General features: G+C 42.2%; 18 protein-coding genes. 2 read left to right on the top strand and 16 right to left on the bottom strand.

Annotated features, from left to right (window positions below; translation table 11 throughout):
- From ISP07_RS15290 to dapA, 16 genes are all read right to left on the bottom strand, one after another.
- Positions 1 to 552 carry a DUF3261 domain-containing protein gene (locus ISP07_RS15290; protein ID WP_209328116.1) on the bottom strand — a complete coding sequence of 184 codons (552 nt, stop codon included), beginning with the start codon at positions 550 to 552 and terminating at the stop codon, positions 1 to 3.
- Positions 540 to 1,781, bottom strand: coding sequence for an NAD(P)/FAD-dependent oxidoreductase (locus ISP07_RS15285; protein WP_209328115.1), 1,242 nt, complete (start codon positions 1,779 to 1,781; stop codon positions 540 to 542). The genes ISP07_RS15290 and ISP07_RS15285 overlap by 13 nt, the downstream gene beginning before the upstream one ends.
- Positions 1,782 to 1,784: 3 nt before the next feature.
- Positions 1,785 to 4,004 carry an MMPL family transporter gene (locus ISP07_RS15280; RefSeq protein WP_209328114.1) on the bottom strand — a complete coding sequence of 740 codons (2,220 nt, stop codon included), beginning with the start codon at positions 4,002 to 4,004 and terminating at the stop codon, positions 1,785 to 1,787.
- Complete coding sequence (locus tag ISP07_RS15275) at positions 4,001 to 4,519, bottom strand: outer membrane lipoprotein carrier protein LolA (RefSeq protein WP_209328113.1); 519 nt, start codon at positions 4,517 to 4,519, stop codon at positions 4,001 to 4,003. The genes ISP07_RS15280 and ISP07_RS15275 overlap by 4 nt, the downstream gene beginning before the upstream one ends.
- Positions 4,519 to 4,944: an acyl-CoA thioesterase gene (locus ISP07_RS15270; RefSeq protein ID WP_138616499.1), complete on the bottom strand. Its 426-nt coding sequence runs from the start codon at positions 4,942 to 4,944 to the stop codon at positions 4,519 to 4,521. The genes ISP07_RS15275 and ISP07_RS15270 overlap by 1 nt, the downstream gene beginning before the upstream one ends.
- Positions 4,937 to 6,481 carry an HAL/PAL/TAL family ammonia-lyase gene (locus tag ISP07_RS15265; protein WP_209328112.1) on the bottom strand — a complete coding sequence of 515 codons (1,545 nt, stop codon included), beginning with the start codon at positions 6,479 to 6,481 and terminating at the stop codon, positions 4,937 to 4,939. The genes ISP07_RS15270 and ISP07_RS15265 overlap by 8 nt, the downstream gene beginning before the upstream one ends.
- A gap of 1 nt (position 6,482) precedes the next feature.
- Entirely contained in the window at positions 6,483 to 7,451 is a 969-nt protein-coding gene (locus ISP07_RS15260; protein WP_209328111.1) for an acyltransferase, read from the bottom strand.
- Positions 7,451 to 8,188, bottom strand: a complete 738-nt coding sequence (locus ISP07_RS15255) for a glycosyltransferase family 2 protein (protein WP_209328110.1) — start codon at positions 8,186 to 8,188, stop codon at positions 7,451 to 7,453. Before ISP07_RS15255 ends, ISP07_RS15260 begins: the two co-directional genes overlap by 1 nt.
- Positions 8,189 to 8,191: 3 nt before the next feature.
- Positions 8,192 to 8,545 (bottom strand): thioester dehydrase, encoded by a 354-nt coding sequence (locus ISP07_RS15250; RefSeq protein WP_119853021.1) that lies wholly within the window; start codon positions 8,543 to 8,545, stop codon positions 8,192 to 8,194.
- Positions 8,529 to 9,887 (bottom strand): AMP-binding protein, encoded by a 1,359-nt coding sequence (locus tag ISP07_RS15245; RefSeq protein WP_209328109.1) that lies wholly within the window; start codon positions 9,885 to 9,887, stop codon positions 8,529 to 8,531. Before ISP07_RS15245 ends, ISP07_RS15250 begins: the two co-directional genes overlap by 17 nt.
- Positions 9,874 to 10,329, bottom strand: a complete 456-nt coding sequence (locus ISP07_RS15240) for a hypothetical protein (protein ID WP_228290638.1) — start codon at positions 10,327 to 10,329, stop codon at positions 9,874 to 9,876. The genes ISP07_RS15245 and ISP07_RS15240 overlap by 14 nt, the downstream gene beginning before the upstream one ends.
- A gap of 119 nt (positions 10,330 to 10,448) precedes the next feature.
- Positions 10,449 to 10,694 carry an acyl carrier protein gene (locus ISP07_RS15235; protein WP_054554554.1) on the bottom strand — a complete coding sequence of 82 codons (246 nt, stop codon included), beginning with the start codon at positions 10,692 to 10,694 and terminating at the stop codon, positions 10,449 to 10,451.
- A 25-nt stretch (positions 10,695 to 10,719) separates the two neighbouring features.
- Complete coding sequence (locus ISP07_RS15230) at positions 10,720 to 10,977, bottom strand: phosphopantetheine-binding protein (RefSeq protein ID WP_054554555.1); 258 nt, start codon at positions 10,975 to 10,977, stop codon at positions 10,720 to 10,722.
- Entirely contained in the window at positions 10,974 to 11,759 is a 786-nt protein-coding gene (locus tag ISP07_RS15225; RefSeq protein ID WP_209328107.1) for a lysophospholipid acyltransferase family protein, read from the bottom strand. Before ISP07_RS15225 ends, ISP07_RS15230 begins: the two co-directional genes overlap by 4 nt.
- Positions 11,749 to 12,459, bottom strand: a complete 711-nt coding sequence (locus tag ISP07_RS15220; RefSeq protein ID WP_194441355.1) for a beta-ketoacyl synthase chain length factor — start codon at positions 12,457 to 12,459, stop codon at positions 11,749 to 11,751. Before ISP07_RS15220 ends, ISP07_RS15225 begins: the two co-directional genes overlap by 11 nt.
- Positions 12,460 to 12,564: 105 nt before the next feature.
- Positions 12,565 to 13,479 carry a 4-hydroxy-tetrahydrodipicolinate synthase gene (gene dapA / locus ISP07_RS15215; protein WP_187490015.1) on the bottom strand — a complete coding sequence of 305 codons (915 nt, stop codon included), beginning with the start codon at positions 13,477 to 13,479 and terminating at the stop codon, positions 12,565 to 12,567.
- A 158-nt stretch (positions 13,480 to 13,637) separates the two neighbouring features.
- Between dapA and ISP07_RS15210 the strand changes: the two genes are divergently transcribed.
- Positions 13,638 to 14,291 (top strand): DUF6058 family natural product biosynthesis protein, encoded by a 654-nt coding sequence (locus ISP07_RS15210; protein ID WP_054554558.1) that lies wholly within the window; start codon positions 13,638 to 13,640, stop codon positions 14,289 to 14,291.
- 236 nt (positions 14,292 to 14,527) lie between these two features.
- Positions 14,528 to 18,304 carry a S8 family serine peptidase gene (locus ISP07_RS15205; RefSeq protein WP_209328106.1) on the top strand — a complete coding sequence of 1,259 codons (3,777 nt, stop codon included), beginning with the start codon at positions 14,528 to 14,530 and terminating at the stop codon, positions 18,302 to 18,304.
- Positions 18,305 to 18,332: the final 28 nt, after the last annotated feature.

Genomic DNA, 18,332 nt, shown 5'->3' with positions numbered 1-18,332 from the left:
TCAATTAACCCTTTGAAATTTAATTTTGTAATCTCGCTGAAAGTTTACAAGTTCTGTTGCACCGTCTAAATAGCGAATTTCACTTATTAACTGTTCACCTTGATATAAACGCCGTGTCGAGCCTTGTTCAACCAAGTTCAAACCATAAAGTTGCGAGTTCAGCACAGTAACCGGCCAGTGTACTAGCATAATATCAGCAAGAATATAGCGAGGATCAACCGCGTTGATAGGGAGCATTTTTTCGCTTTTAATCGGCGCTAGTGGCGCTTTTTCTAACTGAAATATCGGCATACCTTGAGCCGTCATAACAGCCAAGTTAATACCCGTTTCACTGTTTAAACTCAGTTGCGCTAGTAATGTATGCTGCTCATCGCCATGGTGTACTTCAAGTACTTGCTGCCAATTATCAGCAACTAATGACGGCGGTGGATCAAGCAAATAAATCCCTGCATTTGGCGCTAAATCAACGCCCGTTTTTACTGCAAATTCACTGGCACAACTTGCCACTAATATGCTCAAAGATAAGAGCAAAGAGCGTGTTAGTCGCGACATAATTCAACCAACGTATTTAAGCGTTTGTTGCTTTGTTTTACAAATGGGTTTTGTAAGTCCCATGCATAACCGGCAAGAATAGCACTGATCATCTCGCGCACTTGTTGGTTTTTCTCACTGTAAAAAATCACGTCTTGAAAAGAGCCATCATACCAAGCACTGACGTAGGTTCTAAAGCAATTAACCCCTTGTTGCAAAGGCTCACTGTAATCATTTTTGAAATCAACTTGCTCACCACGTAAGTAGCTATCAACTAAAGGAGCGACCAATGAGGCGGATTTTAATGCAATCGTCACCCCAGATGAAAATACCGGATCTAAAAACTCACCGGCATTACCAAGTAGTGCAAAATGTTCACCATACAAGCTCGACACATTAGCCGAATAGCCTTTGATAGCACGCGCTTCGCCAATTGCTTCACGATTGGCTAATAACTCACTTAAATAGCTATCTTGTTCAATAAATTCATTTAAACCAGCGAGTGGTTGTTTATCATTAAGCTGCTCTGGTTTACCAACGACACCAATGCTTGCCGTACCATCACTAAATGGGATCAGCCAATACCAAATATCTTTATGCTCTGGGTGAACATTAATTAAGATTTTTTCACGGTCAAACTGGGTATCGCTAATATTATCTTTAAAATGGCAGAAAAAAGCCCAACGTACAGGGAAATTTGATGCTGACTCTAAATCAAGTAAGCGAGGTAATACTCTGCCAAAACCACTGGCATCAAGTACAAAACGCCCTTTAATTTGATAGCCTTGCTGGTTTTCATCCGTAACATCAAGTAAAGCGCCATCCTCACAATCGGTGAACGCTAACACGCTATGTTGGTAACGTATTTCAGCCCCTTGCTGCATGGCACCATCGGCTAAGCATTTATCAAAGTCAGCGCGTTTTACCTGAAAAGTCGTACCAGGGCCTTCACTAAATTTCTCGGTAAAATCGATTGTTGTGTGGTCGCCCCGACGCTGAAACGCCGCACCATTTTTAAACTGAAAACCAAGCGATTGTGCCTGTGTTTGCACCGCTTGCTCAAGGCCTGCTTCTGCTAAAAAGCTCATGCACTGGGGTAATAAACTTTCACCAATCGAAAAACGCGGAAAGGTTTGCTGCTCTAACACCACCACACGCCAACCTTTTTTCACCAGTAAACTGGCAGCCACGGCACCTGAAGGACCCGCACCAATAATAACAACATCAGCCTGTTGAACTTGATTATTCACCTATTATTTTTCCTTATTTTTAGGTAATTCAATACTGAGCGGCGCAAAGATATAGATACATATTAGCCCCACTAATACCGTTAATCCGAAACTGAAAATGGCCGGCGTTTTCGAAACGGCCAACATGCCAAATACCCACATCGATGATGCCGCTGACAAACTAATTGCGAGTACATTGCTCGGGCTTAAATTATTGACTTGATAAAACACCAAGTAATCGATTGCCAACGCTAATATCAATAAACAGCCTAACAAATTAAAAATCGATAGCTGAGATTGCAGCGCACTGCATAGTAGCAGTACAGCAGCGGTAATTAGTACAAGTACTAACGTTTGTTTACACGCCGTTTTAAAACCAAATTTAACGCTAAAGAGTAGTAACGCAAAGGTCATCGCAATGGCCAGTGTCACCAGTAACGAATTTGAGTAATGACTTAAACCTTCGCTTATCATCGCGACTTTATCGTAAACAATTAAATCTGGGTAAGCGTTGGCTAAATCCATCAGCTCGGATTTATTTACACCCGTTACCATAAACCAGCTTGCGGTCAATGTATTGTTTGAGATCACTTGGTTAGCGATTAACGGCGCTAACGGTGAATTAAGTGCCGCGTCTAAATCAAGCATTGATGTTGAGAGCTCAACGGGCGTCCCTGTCATTTGGCTAACTACACTCATCGCTTGTTGGGCTGAATGCAGTTGCTCGTAGTTTTGCTGTTGTAATTGTTTACTAGGCACTAAGTCACTAAGCATCACTGCACTGCCATTAAGGCCGAGAATAGTTGCTTTTAATGCTTCTTGTTGTACTAATAACTGCTGCGCATTATCGGCAAATAAAATCATGATTTGGCCATTATCTTTACCTAATAAAGACATATGCAAAGCTTCGTTTTGCATTAAATCAGCAGGACTTGCATTTAACAGCTTTACATCATCATTAATCACAGGGGGTTTTAGTAAGGCAAAAGCACTCAGAAACACTAGCATCAGCATGCTGAGTGAGACGCGATAATGCGTTAATCGTTCTAAATAACCACTTAACCTGTTTGCTAACTGATGCGCAACAGTGTTAATGGTTAAACCCACTTGCCAATAAGGCAATAAAATACGGGTGCAAAGCCAAGCTGTAACTAGCCCTGCAACAACGAACACGCCAACTTGACTGAGTAACTGCACCGGTGAGAAAAACAAACTCGCGTAACCGAGTGTGGTGGTTAGTAACGACAACAACAGTGCCAGCTTAAGCCCTTGACTAAAACCTTGCGGCTGCTCGGTTAAATCAAGCATGCCATGAAATGCATAATCAATGGCAATACCAATCAGCGTCACGGCAAACACCATGGTTAATACATGCACCTGACTAAAAATACTGATCAGCGCAATGGTGCCGCCAATAGCGGCGCTTATAACGGTTACAGAGGCCAACCACAATGCATTTATCGAGCGGAACACCCAGACCACCATCACAATAAGCGCCAGCAAGCTCACCGAACCAAACAAGGTCATTTCAAATTTGGCTTGCTGCGCATTTGCTGCGGTGTGAAATAAAGCTCCAGCATAGCGAATTTGTGTATCGGGATAGCGGCTTTCAAGCTCAGCGATATAGGCAACTATCTCATTGCTCAACGCTATTGATTGATTTATTGAAAAGGCATTGTCAGCACTTTGCACGAATAACATTAAATACTCATCACCTTGATAGTTAATGTTAATTCGGCCATCTTGCAGCTCAAATTGCTGCATGTGTGCCATAGCCTCAGATAAAAACCCCGCAGTGGCAAGTGTTGGGTCTTGGTTGATAGTACTTGAAACAAAAGGATCAGCGACTTTACTCAACTGATTAAAGTAATACTGTTGAAAGCGATTAGCATCGCCAATTGCTTGTTTATATTCCTCTGAAACTAAATGCCCAGCGTACTGACCGTAAAATGCTGCCAACTGGGAGATTTCGGGTAACTTAAAACGAGCCTCAATGTGTTTACTCGCCAGCCACTGATGTAAATCATCATAAGCTTTTACTGCATTCTCACCACGAAAAGAAAAGCTTAATTGCTGTTTATTAGCCGCAAAAAAGTGTTCTTCAACTTGCTGTAAACGCGGTTCTGACTTTGGCAACAAAGCCAAAATATCATTATTCAACGTAGGCTGTTTTAGAATAAAAACAACCACTAAGGCGCTAACTAATAGGCTCAGCCAAGCGAGCGTTAGGCCCCATGCTTTCACTGTTTTTGCTCATTTTGCGGATAAGCAAAGCGTAACACAGTAAAGTTACCATTTGCTTCTTGCAGACGCACACGGCTCACTTGCTCTGCTGCTACACATAATTCGAACTGACTAAATAGCTGCTTTAGCAAGCCATCTTTAGGCAATAAAGTCTGACAACCGGGCTCTGCATGATCTGTCATTGTAAATTGCTCAGTAAGTGCTACTTCATCATGCTTTAAAATCGCTTGCAGTAAATTAACGTAAGGCTCTGCACCTTTTTGTAGCTGTGGCTTATCTTGGTCATTCAGGGTATATACTTGCCCTTGCTTGATTAATAGCGTGCTTTTAACCGGAGATTCAACCTGCCAAGTGAGGCTATCTTCAGCAAGTTCAAACGAACCTGTTGATATAAAAGGTTTACTAAATCCTTTAAAATGCTTCTCTTGGCTAAATGTGCCATGCTCTGTCACTGCGCTTGATGCAAACACAGGAAAAAAAACTAGCACACTCAGTAACAACACGCTTAATCGCATTAAATCACCTTTTGAAGTTTTTCTTGTAGCACAGGCGGCGAAACAAACTGCATTTCTTTTTTCTCTATATCAACCGCAACTTGGATAGTCGTTGCTTTGGTTAACTTTTTACCTGTAGCGCAATCAGTGATTACGTAATCAATACGTAATCGTGTTTCATATTCTTTTAAGTAGGCATCAACGCGGATTTTTTGTGTAAACAATGCAGAGCCGACGTACTTAATATGCATGTCAATAATCGGCCATGCATAGCCAGACTCTTGCATTTGCACATAATCATAATCAAACAAACGCAGTAATTCACAGCGCGCGACTTCTAAATAGCGCGGGTAATTACCATGCCATACCACATTCATTGGATCGCAATCATGAAAAGGAATTTCAATCTCAACATGAGTGCTCAGCAACGAGCCACGACTATGCATATAAACTCCAACGTTTTGTTTGAATAGCGTCAACCGTAAAGCGAAGAACAGCCTCTAGAGGACGGTCTTCATCAAGCAGCGGGAAAAACTCGCTAATGTCTTGATACATACTTTGTACATCAGGGGTTAAACTAGCAAACTCAAGCTCGCCACTATTAATACGTAAACGCAAACCTTGAATACTCGCAAGCAAGGTACAAGCAACCACTTGCTCGGTAAGTTGCAATATACGCAAACAATCTCGCGCAGCGATGGTTCCCATGCTGACTTTATCTTGGTTGTGACACTCGGTTGAACGAGAAAATACACTTGCAGGCATGGTTAGTTTTAATGCTTCAGCCGTGTATGCACTGGCACCAATTTGGACCGCTTTAAAACCATGGTTAATGTAGCGACGCTCATCATTACTCGCCGATAGGTTAGAAGGCAAACCATTGTTATAGCGCGTATCAACTAAAGATGCGATTTGTCTATCGGCTAAGTCGGCTAAATTAGCAACAGCAGTTTTCATGCTATCCATTACCATTGCAATATGACCGCCATAGAAGTGACCACCATGCAATACGTGCTCACCTTCACCATCGATGATTGGATTATCATTTGCCGAATTTAGTTCATTTTCAATCATTTGCCTAAACCACGGCAAACTATCTTGCAGCACACCAATAACATGTGGAGCACAACGAATTGAATACCTATCTTGTAAGCGGTCAGCATTACGCGGGTGTTCTACGTGGTTTAAGTCTCTACGGATCCATGCAGCTACTTGCTGTTGCCCTGGATGTGGCTTCACCGAAAACAAAATATCATCAAAGTGATGACTGTTACCCTTTAATGCCAGGCTTGCAAGGGCTGTTATACGGCTGGTTAATTTAGCTAGATAATCTGCTCTATCATAAGCAAGGCATGCCAAAGCTGTCATTACGGCCGTGCCATTCATAACTGCTAGCCCTTCTTTCGGGCGCAGCTTTAATGGCTTTAAACCAAGTTCTTGCATCACCTCTAGACTGTTTTTAATTTCGCCTTTGTAATACACATCACGCTCGCCAACCATAGCACCGGCTACATATGAAAGTGGCGTTAAATCACCACTGGCTCCCACTGACCCTTCTTGCGGGATCACCGGTACTATATTGTGATTTAAAAAGTCACGTAATAAATTCAACATCTCCCAGCTAACGCCGGAATAACCTTGTGAAAGCGAAGTTAAACGGGTCGCTAAAATAGCGCGCCCTTGGACTTGATTAAACACATCACCAAGGCCACAACCATGAAATCGAGTAAGATGCAGTGGTAACTCATTAACTAAATCAAGCGGCACTTTTACGGTTACCGAGTCGCCATAACCTGTGGTTACGCCATATATCACGCCATCGTCTTCAAGCAACTTATCTAAAAACGCGACGGCGCTGTCTATTTTATTCGCAAATTGACGGTCTGATGTTAACGCTACAGCACCTTGCTCTAATGCAATATGAACAATATCTTCGATTGATAACCGCTGTTGGCCAAATACGGTAGTCGAGTGCTCTGACACCTTAGTTCTCCTTGTTTTGACTACGAGACACTTGCTCGTCATTTTGCCAAAAATCATAAAAATTAAACCATTGATACGGATAGGCCGCAGCATAAAAACTGAGCCTTTGCGCATAATCGCTAACAATTTGTTGTAATGTTTGTTGCCTCGTTTTACGCGGTAAAACGAGCTTGTCGGCGTATTTTTCAAAAATCACGCGGTAAAATGTTTCGCCATTGGGCTTTTTATCTTTTAAACAAAACAGATGAAACACCGGGCAATCTAACAGCGCAGCTAAAATGAATGGCCCTTGTGAAAAAGGGGCTGGCTTACCTAAAAAGTCAGCTTCGATAACTCTTCCTGCGGTGGTGGTACTGGTTCTATCACCGACAATCACCACAATTTCACCCTGCTCGACTTTTTCTTTGAGCATAATTGCCATATCAGGGCCAAGATCGGTTACTTGAATGAGGTTTACCGCAACATCCGGATTAATACTTTTTAGTAATTTATTAAACTCAACGGCATGATGAGTAAACACCAACACATTAATTGTTTTACTGTTTCGATGTTGGCTAAGAGCTCTACATACCTCTAAGTTACCAAGGTGTGAGCCGATAAAAATAGCCCCTTGCTGTTGCTCATCGAGTTGTTTAAACAACGCTTCGTTGGTGTAAAGAATATTATGTTGCTGAATTCGTCCAAGCCATGCATCTATTTTGTCAAAGGCGCTGTCAGCAAAGCAGCGAAAATGACGGAAGCTATCGCGCCAAGTGACTGCTTTGCTATTGCCATTCACTTTACGCGCTTGGGATAAGAATGCATGTGACGCTTGGCGGGCAGTTTTGCCAGTTAAAAACAAATAAAATACCACCGGAAACAACACCAACCACAAGCCTTTTCGACCAAATACGCGATAGCACACGAGCAATATTTGCATGCCAAAGCGATTGCCACGTTCTTGCATTTTTGACCAGTGCTTTACAGCCATTAGCCTGTCACCTTACGCCAAAGTAGCTTAGGTGAGCGTAGCAACATGCCAAAGAATAAGCGCGTGTGCAGCCACGAAATTCCCACGTTATCGTGTAAGGCTCGAAAATGAGATACGCCATTTTCAGGGTAAATAACCTGGGTTGGCAAAAACGTGACTTTAACACCTTGCCAATAAAGCCTGACTAAAATTTCAATATCAAAGTCCATGCGCTTGCCAAGCGTTTGCTTAGCCATTAATTGCTCAACGGCTGCTAAGGGGTAAACCCGAAAACCACACATTGAATCAACAATATCAAAGCTGAGCGTTTCTACCCAAACCCAAAAATGGGTGATATAACGACTTAAATAACGGTGCTTAGGCACGGAGCTGTCATAAATTGGGCAGCCACTGATCACCTTGTTAGGTGATGCATTACTTAGTTCAATCAACTTACTAATATCTGCTAACGAATGCTGGCCGTCAGCATCAACCTGAATGGCATGGCTAAACCCTTGCTGATAGGCAGCCATCAAGCCAGTTTGAACTGCGCCACCCTTACCTTGATTTTGAGCATGGCTTATCAAGGTCAAAAAATCGTACTTAGCGTTAAGTTTTGCAAATACTTGCTTGGCATCAGCGTCACTGCCATCATCAACCATGATTATCGGCAGCTGTAGCTCTTTTAGCTCATCGAGTACAGCAGCAATAGCATGGGTGTGATTGTAATTAGGAATAACAATACAAAACTGGTTCATGGCTTAATCACAAAATACTATTCGACCGGATGCATGTTGGCCTTTGTCTGAGTGATAGCTAAACAGGCACTTGCCTTTTGCATTGCGCTCAAGAGTTAGGTTTACCGTCATATCGGGGGTTGTTACCACCTGAAACTTTAACACTTCTAAATCTTGTACTAGTTTGCCAAAACCCAAATATTGCTGAGCATATTTTACTGCCCAATCCAGCTGTACTACGCCTGCTAAAATTGGTGCATCTGGAAAGTGGCCCCGAAAATAATCTAAATCAGCCGCAATGGTTAACGCTAAACTCACGCTAGTTTCTGTTTGTGATAAAACGGCCACCTCTGGGGTCACGTTATTCAGACTTGGCAAAATACTGCTCCAATGTTTTTAAACTTAATTTAGCTTGGCTGTTAAAAGGAAGTGCATCGATATAGCGCCATTTACGCGGTAAGCAAATACGTTCAAAGCGGTTTGAGAGGTGCGCTTGTAATGTGCGGTTAATTGCCAATTTACCCTGCTGTTCAAGCTCTTTATTAGCTTCATCACTGAGCACAACCACCGCACCAATGCGCACGCGCTTAGCTGGAATAACCACCACTTTAACTTCTTTTACCCAGTCATGGCTTTGCAGATAACTCTCAAGCTCATCTAGATTTAAACGTTTTTCTTCAATTTTTATCGTTCTGTCTATACGGCCCAACAGTTTAAATTGACCATTTTTATGAACGAGTGCTCTATCATCTAAAGGAAAATTCGATTGCTCTAAAATCGCAGAGTCTAGCATCAAGCGTCCTTCATGATTCAGCGATAAAAAATTACCATTAAACGGCTGCCATGGTACATCAACCGCGGCTTGTGTAACTTGTCGATAAGCAATACCGCCAGTTTCGGTACTACCAAATACTTGGGTAGCAGGGCGAGCTAACTGGTTAAATAAAGTTTCGGCATGCTCATTATTGAGCGGTCCGCCAGAAGAAAATAACCATTTAATTTTGTCACGTTCAGGAATTAACACATTATCAGCACATAAACGACCAAGTTGCGCAGGGCTTGAAACGAGCGCTGCATAACGAATATTTTTTAGCCTTTGCGCAATATGCTCAGGGTACTGAATTTGTTCACTATCAATTATATGGCCTTTCGCCAACGGCCAAAGTAAGCGAAACAATAAACCGTAAATATGCTGATGCGAAACAGTTGCTAAAAACGTAAATTGGCTGGGTAAGTCAAATGACATTGAAAGTACTGCAAGCTCTCGATTTAGTACCCGCCACGGTTTTACTATTGGTTTAGATTGTCCTGATGAGCCTGACGTATAAAATATAACTGCTGTGTTTGTTGGCCATTGTAAACGGTTAGTTTGCAAAGGCGTGTGACCCAGACTGAGTTCAAGGTTGGTAAATAGCACATCATCATCGATATTGGTCGCATCGCCTGCAAAAAAAGCAGACTGAGCAAGCAATAAACTTAAGGTTTCGTGCTGACCATTAGGCGGAAGAATAACATTATGACCACTACAGGCTAAGGCAAATAAGCGCACTGCAAATTGGTAGGTATCGGGGTGGAATAACACCACATGACTGCCAGCTTTAAGCGCCGTAAGCTTACTTTGATAAGCGGCAATATCAGCAAAAAACTGTGTGTGTGTTATTGGCTGCCCTGCAATAACAAATGCAGCATCTGGGTGAAATTTCAGGTTACTCGATACCATTATTTTTAACCTTTTGTCTTACAAGCCATTCCACAAGGCCCAAGAGAGCTATTAAAATATAGGCTATTAGTCCGTTATACAGAGTCCATGTCTGTAACGAAGTAAATAGGCTAGTGTATAACGCAATACTGCCATTAATAATAAAAAAAGCGCACCATACTTTAGTAACTTGGCGCGTGTAATTAACCCCTTTCTCATCAAGCTCAGGCTCTTTAATTCGAGCAAAACTCTCAATGACTGTTGGGCCACTTTTCAGTGAATAAGCAAAGGTTATGGCCATTACTGTATTTATAATGACCGGGTACAGTTTTAGGCCCAGATCATTGTTAAAAAACTGCGTGGTTGCTAAAGCGATAATAGCTAATATTGAGGCCGGCTTTATCCATGGCATAGATGTGAGCAGCTTTTTGCTCAGCAAAAGCCTTAAACCTAACAATACCATTAGTACCAAGCTCACTTGCCTTATTGAGATATGCTGTAATCCAAAATACACAATAAATGGGTATAAAGATAAGCACACTAAAAGCAGTGTTGTGGTTATCGCTTTGAGCATAGTAATGTTTATGAAACGAGTTTTTCTACTTCATTTACAACATCTTGCACAGTACGCACTTGTTTAAATGCATCTGGCTCAATTTTCTTGCCAGTGATTTCGCGTAGTTTTACAACTAAATCAACAGCATCAATGCTATCAAGATCTAGGTCTTGATACAGGTGCGCATCTAGGCTGATATCATCAGCATCAATCTCAAATTCATCTACTAAAATGCCCTGTAAAACGTTGTAAATGTCAGCAGCGGTTTTCATGCTTATTCCTACTTCTAAGTCTGTATTATGATTGGTGTTGGTTAATAAATTCTGCCAGTGCATCTACTGATGCAAAATGGGCTTTTGTTTGTTCTGAGTTTGCGTCAATTTTAACGTTAAACTCTTTTTTAATGGCTAAGCCAAGCTCTAACGCATCGATGCTATCTAGGCCTAAACCATCAACAAACAAAGGTTGGTCATTTTCAATATCATCCACGGTAATATCTTCAAGATCTAAGCTGCTAATGATTAATTGTTTTATTTTGTTCTTTAGTTCAGTCATAGGTGCCTGAGTTCCTCTGAAAAGTAATGTTGCAAATCACGGGTTAATTGTCGTGCTTGCATGGCGGGTTGTTCATTATTAAATGTGTCGTTAAACGTAAATGGATCAGTGGCAAAGCGCATCTCAAAATGCGCTTTTGTTGCGGCAACGCAATACCATGGTGTGCCTTTGGTCAAAGTGCTGGGTTTCATACTAATCAGCACTGAGGTTATAGGGGCTTTACAACGCGCAGCAATATTTGCCGCACCACGCTTAAATTTTAACTGTTCACCTGGGGTTGTGCGGGTGCCTTCAGGAAAGATAATCAGGTTATTTCCAGCAGCGAGTGACGCTTCACATTCATTCAGTAACTCTTGCGGATCTTCATTACTAATATAACCTGTGCCTTTAATTACACCGCGCATAAATGGATTTTTAAATAGGTGTGCTTTGACCACGCAGTCAGCATTTTTAATCACAGATATCAGCACTACAACATCAATTAATGAGGGGTGATTGGCAAGCACTAGCTGCCCCTTAAGATCATGAAATTTCTGTTTATCTTGCACAGAAAAATGGATAGCACCGGTGTAATGCATTAAAGCAACAAAGAATTTAAAACTATAGTGAACAGTTAAACGGGCTTTCTGCTTACGTTTAAATTCACAAGGTTCCAAAAATCGTTGAATAGGTAAAATCAACAAGGTAAGTAAAATACCGCCAAACCCAAAAACAGCAAAGCAAAAACCAGTTGCTAATACACGCCAAATTTTGTTCAGCTTTTTATATAAATTAGCCACCATGGTACTGTAGCATCCAAGCTGATTGTTGATGTGTCAGCAGCGATTGTGATCCTTTGCTTGCTAAAGCAGCTGCTAACTGTAGACTCAAGGGTAAACACGAGTCACTTTGAGAGTGTTCAGATTCAGGAAGTTGTGTTAATTCAAAATACGGTTTGTCTACCTGAACTTTGGATAATATGAACGACACACTATGAGCAATTTGTTGCTCATCGCTAAATGGTAAGTATTCATCAGGTAATACACTTTCGGCATGGGCAACCAAAATTTGCTGCTCAACACCACTCTGGACACGTGCAAAACCATCAATCATGGCTGAAATAATGCTGTCTTGACCACCTGCTATGGCATTCATCGGGGCTTTGTTTTTTGCAATAATCGAGAACAAGCCTGTTGCAGCATTATGTACACTCAAACCAAATGCGGTCGGAGAAAGCGGTTCTTGTTCAACAAGTGAATGCAATAGTTGCGCTGTTTTAGGTAAGTCGCCATGACGAGATGAAAAATTAACGGCTAACTGCTGATGCTCACCTTGCGCTTGATGCATAGTATGAAGTGCCATTTTCATAAACGGGCTTAGACGGCGGCGCTGCATTGGTGCAACCCAGCTTAAATCAAGGTCAGGGTGATCAAGATGGCTTAATTCTGCAATTTGTTGCTCGGGCGCAACCCATACACACAAATTATTAACAACAAATTTCACAAATATTATTCTTTTAGCGCCAAACGATTGCTAATTTTACCCATAAGGCATAAAAAAGTAAAATAATGGTGCTTAATTGTAGTGAAATTAAGCACCCATTCATCTTTATCGTAAAATAACGTCTTTTTCGTCTAAAAGTTGAGCTTTTTCGCCTACTATATCAGCAACATCAAGTTCGTTAATGTAACCTAAACCGATTTCTTGCTGAGCACTTGTTAGTGGCACATAAGGAAGACGGAACACAGGATTTACCGCGCCTGTCATCATCAGCGCCGTATTAATCGCGATTGGGTTAGGTTCGCAGAATAGCCAGCCCATAAGTGGCTGCAGTTTTGCATTAAGTGCATCATTTTGCTCATCCATTAACTGACGGAATAAGCCTGGAATAATGTTAGATGTAACCGAAATAACACCGTGAGCATTATGAATGTGCCGTGCATCATGTGCTTCATCGTCATTACCAGACCAACAAGCAATACCTTGCTGTTCATAATGAGCAATACGCTCATTGCCACCGCACTCTTTTACACCGATAAAGTTTTCGTGCTTAGCGAGTGGCTCAATGATATCTGGTGTTAAATCTTGGCCTGTACGCCCTGCTACGTTGTAGATAAACGCAGGACCAATATCAAGTAAACGGTTAAAGTGCTCTTTCACACCCGCCAGTGACGTGCGCCCGTAATAAGGGTTGATTTGTAGCGCGGCATCCATACCGGTGGCAAAACCATACTGGGTTGCTTTAATCGCTTCACGCGTGTTGTTGCTACCTGTATTACCAACAATTAATAAACGATCAGAGAATTTGCTAACACTGTGTGCAATTAGCATTAAGTGTTCTTCCCAATTCATTAATTGGCCTTCACCTGTGGTACCACCGACGATGATGCCATCAACACCAGCTGCAATTTGCTGCTCAACAAGGTCGTCATAACATGCAAGATCAATGTCACCATTGGTTAAATACGGTGTTTTTATAGCGGTGATCAAACTTGCTTGTTTAATTGTTTCTAGGTTGCGCATAACTTTTAATGTTTGGAAAATTTGCGCTAGTTGTATCATAAACACAGGCATTTTCCGAGTAATGAGCTGCAATAAATAAAAATACTTGAGAAAAAATCAAAGTTAAGCCAAAATCATATACTGTATAAATTAACAGTATTTATTGTGAGTATTTGATAATGCAACTTTCTAAATTTTTGGCAACCTACTTTTATACTACCGAAGAGCTGTGCCATACCCTCTCAATTGATGAGGAAACGCTATCGGCATGGCAACAAAGTAGTTTATTTCCAAAACCGAGTTACTGTTTGCAGAGTCAATTAGAATGCAGTTCGTATTCGGGCATTTATCAATGCGAAGAATATCAAGACTATTACCCTCGTGGCGCCGCTAGTTGGGGGCAATTAATTATCAAACATGACATAACCTCATCCTGCCAAGCGTTTAATTATTTTGCTCAGCAATATTCGAATCAACTTAGTAAGCTTGCCGAGCAAGGCTTTGCTATCAATGAAGAATTATTTGGCAGTGAAATTGACGAGCACTTACAGCAAGTTTGGCAACAGTTTTTATGCAGTAAATACGGTGTGCTCACACAAAATGGCTTAGTTGAAGAAGCCGTTCAGCTAGATGTGGCCAAGCTATTGATTGATGATATTACTGAAATGCGCACTAAAACAGGTTTAAACATGGATGAACGTCAAAGCTTGCATAAGGCACTAAAACTAATAAATCGCGCGTTAAGCCATGGTACGGGCAACGAAGGTAAAAATACCTTACGCCATCGTTATATTGATGACGTAGTGGCAAAGTACGATCTATCGATAAAATAACCTCTCATTTTTGCGCTTAAAATGAAGCGAAACTGAATGACCGCACAAAGTTACAACTGTGTTTATTTTGTTGTAAATAGGTTAATACAATTTGCTACTTTTGTTTTGTAGGTTTTCATCTGCTTGATCGATAGATTGGTCTGGTCGAGTTATTGCTCTTGTCATATTTGTTATTTTGACACCTAGCAATAACTTCTTTCTTCCAAACTAATTACATCAAAATACAGGATGAAAAAATGAAACCTTTTCCAAGGCTTGGTCGCTTAAAGGCGACCTACTTAGCCATGCTCGGCTTATCGATTGCCCAGCCAGCAACCGCAGAAGAATCATTTGTTACACAACAAAGTAAAGCGGATGCCCTTACATTCACTTTGATCACTGGGGACAAAGTATCGGCTGTTGTCAATAAAGACGGCAAGCTAGGCGGCATTCGATTAGTGAATGCCGATGGTTCAGATACATTCACCAGTATCTTTAAACGTGGTAACAACACCTATGTTGTTCCAAACCATGCTCAAGCCTTAATTGATTCAAATACGATTGATTTAGAGTTATTTAACATTAATAAGTTATATGAATCTGGTTACGATGATGCATCAACAGACGCCCTCCCAGTCATTGTTGAATACCGCGACGGTACCCTTGCAGGACCGGCAGTCCCAGCAACGCTTGCTGGTATGTCATTAACCGGTGAAATTGAGCTAATCGACAGCGCCGCATTTTCAATCAGCAAAGACAAAGCAGCGCAAACTTGGCAAACTCTCGTTGCACAAGCTGACGTTGAAGGTCTTTGGCTTGATGCTGTCGTTCATGCTCACAAGGTTACCCAGTCAGAAACACTGACTCCAACAGTCCCGCTTACCGGCGCATATGGTGAGTCAGCGATTAACTATAATGGCGCAGGTATTAAAGTTGCCGTACTCGATTCAGGATACGACATTGAGCACCCTGATTTACAAGGGCGAGTAATAGCATCACGAGACTTTACTTACTCAAGCAACGGTGTAGATGATTTAAATGGTCATGGTACTCATACAGCCTCAACCGTTGCAGGCAATGGCCATGAGTCAGAAGGTAAATGGGTCGGTGTGGCGCCTGCTGCCGATTTAATAATCGGTAAAGTACTTGGCAATACAGGAGGAGGATCAACTTACGGTATTTTAAATGGCATGCAATGGGCGGTGCTTTCTGAGCACGCTGACATTGTAAATATGTCGTTAGGTGGTACGGCAACAACCTGTAGTGGCCCACTGGTTGAGATGGTTGAAGCACTGAGCGATAAAGCTTTATTTGTTATCTCTGCGGGCAATAGCTTTACCCGTGAAACGATTGGCTCACCGGGCTGCGCGCCAAGTGCATTAACCGTGGGTGCTATTGATCGTGATGGCAATACGGCGTCGTTCTCTTCACGCGGTCCATCGCCAGATGGCCACTCAGCAAAACCAGATATTGCCTCGCAAGGTGTCTCTGTGGTTGCCGCGGCTTCTGGTGGCTTAGGTGATACGGCCTACCGCGTGTATTCAGGTACATCAATGGCTGCCCCTCATGTTGCCGGTGGTGCTGCAATTGTAATGCAAGCTCGCCAAGACCTTACGCCAAAAGAAATTAAAGACGTGCTTACATCATCTGTATTTAGTGGTGATTCTCACGTACTTGAGCAAGGTGCCGGTGCCATGAATATCGACCGCGCCATCAATCAAGCTATTGTAGCCCCCGCAAACCGTGAACTTGGCTACTTTGATAATGCCAATAGTGCATTTACCGAAACACAGATCACGTTAACAAACACCTCTGATGAAAATATTAAATTAAAATTGAAATTAGACTTAATTGGCGAAGATGGCAAAACACAATTGCCAGCAACTCTAGCAGGATTAGATATTAAATCTGTGACAATCCCAGCCAAAGGTGTTGCTCAAGTTCCTATGTGGATTGACCCAAGTGTGGCACTTAATAACAGTGCTTATGGTGCAATTACAGGTCGTATCACAGGCACAACCGTTGGCAATACAGATCAGCAAGTGACTGTACCAGTGTCATTTTGGATTGACCAGCCTCACATTAATTTAACTGTTAACCTGACTGATCGCTGGGGTAATCAAGCAGGCTCTCCATCTAAGCTTTACCTAATTAATGAAGAAGATGATTGGGGCAGTCTTGTTAGGCTCACTGGCGGTAAAGCCAATATCGATGTACCTGCTGGTTACTATACGTTGATTGCTAACATTATGACTTACGATAACCCGCAAACCAGCTCTGGTTTAGTTGAATCAGCGGCACAAATGGCTGTATTAAATCGTAAGATTGATGGCAAAACAGAGATTAACTTTGATGCACGTAACGCTCAGCCTGTTACCTTTAAAGCTGACCAGCCTCTTGATCCACAAGGTTATTCGTTTGGCTTTACTTACGCGATTGACGATCAAGAAGTTGCGAAGCTTGCAGCTATCGAAATGGCTCCTGATTACGTAAATGATATGTATGCATGGTCACAAGGTCATGACGATCGCTTTCGCTCATTTATCACCACCCGCGCAGTGGCTCCAGAAACAACCGTCACTATGCAAAACGGCGTTGAACTTGATTACATCAAACAAGGTTTAGCACTGTCTTTTCATGGTGAAGGCTCTTCAGAAGTCGTACCTGTAGGTGATGCTGGCTACAGCACTGATTGGAGCCAATTTGAGTTAGCCGGAAAAATTGCGCTTATTGTTAACCCTAATTACCTCACGTCGTACATGGTCGGTAACGCGATGAAACATGGCGCCAGTGGCGTGATTTTTTATCGCCCTGGTCGTGGCGGCCGATATAAAGGGGCAATCACAGGCACACCAAAAGTCCCCGTGATTGGTATTAGTACCGAACAAGGTGAAGCCTTAATGGCAGAAATAGAGGCTGGCAATAATATCGTTAGCTGGTCTGGCATTGCGGCTGAACGCTCACCTTATGCTTATTCAATAAACCATATTGTTGATGGCCGAATTCAATCTGGGCAAATCAATATTGCTGAACATAAAATGCATAAAATAAGTGCGTCTTATCACTCGCAAAATGATGAGCGCCCTGCATGGACTGATGTTATGGCAATGACCAACAGTACCGGGGAATTCTACTCAACAGGTAGCTCACAGTTAATTATGTTACCTCATCAGCGTGATGAATATTACACAGCAAGTGCAAAAAATGCATGGACGAATGTCGTTATGCCAAACTATCAAATTCAAAGCGCAGGCGCTTATTTTGATGGTCCACGCGCTATGACTGAAGGTGCTGAGCAAAGTACCACTTGGTTTAAAGGTCCACGTGCTGGTAGCTTAGGCAGCAGTGGCTCGGCGATTATTAGCCGCGATACCAATGTCCTTTACTTTAACCTTGCTTCGTTTGGCGATGCCGCAAACCATGATGGTATTTTTGGCTTTATGGGTAGCTCAGCCTTTGGTTTAAAAGTAAATGGTGAGCCAGCATCTCCGTATCAAGGTACGTTAACACTTGGGCCGGGCTCTCATCAAATTACCTTAGAAATGCGTTCTTATGCCCGTGGTGTTGGTGAGCGCTCTCCAATAAATGATAAGCTAGGTTCTCTTTACCAAGGTTTCTATACATTTACCGCTGACGAGCAGCAACAAGGTGTTCAGCCAATTTTAGTGCCTATGGTTGATTTACCGGTTGATATTAACAACAGCATGAAAGCAGGTGAAGCCGCTCAAGTTAAGTTAACGGGTTTACTAGACGGTGTAGGTGAAGTGGCGCTGGCAGATGTACAGTTACAATATGCATACGGCCAAGAATGTACGATTGCTAACGTGCCTGCTTATATCTATTGCCCTGTATCAACGAAGTTCTCAAGCGAAAACTGGTTAGATGCACAAGTTGAACACATTGACGGTGAATGGGTAGCTACGATCCCTAATACTGGAAACGTTGGTGACTTTGTCCATATTCGTACGACTGTTTCTGATTATGGTTCAAGCCAAGCTGAGCAAATTACCATGCGAGCTTACATGTTAGATTAATTAGTTAGCGCTAATCAGCAAAGCCGCC

Source organism: Pseudoalteromonas sp. PA2MD11, from assembly GCF_017808125.1.
Taxonomy (GTDB): Bacteria; Pseudomonadota; Gammaproteobacteria; order Enterobacterales; family Alteromonadaceae; genus Pseudoalteromonas; species Pseudoalteromonas simplex.
This window is presented reverse-complemented; position numbering and strand designations above follow the sequence as displayed.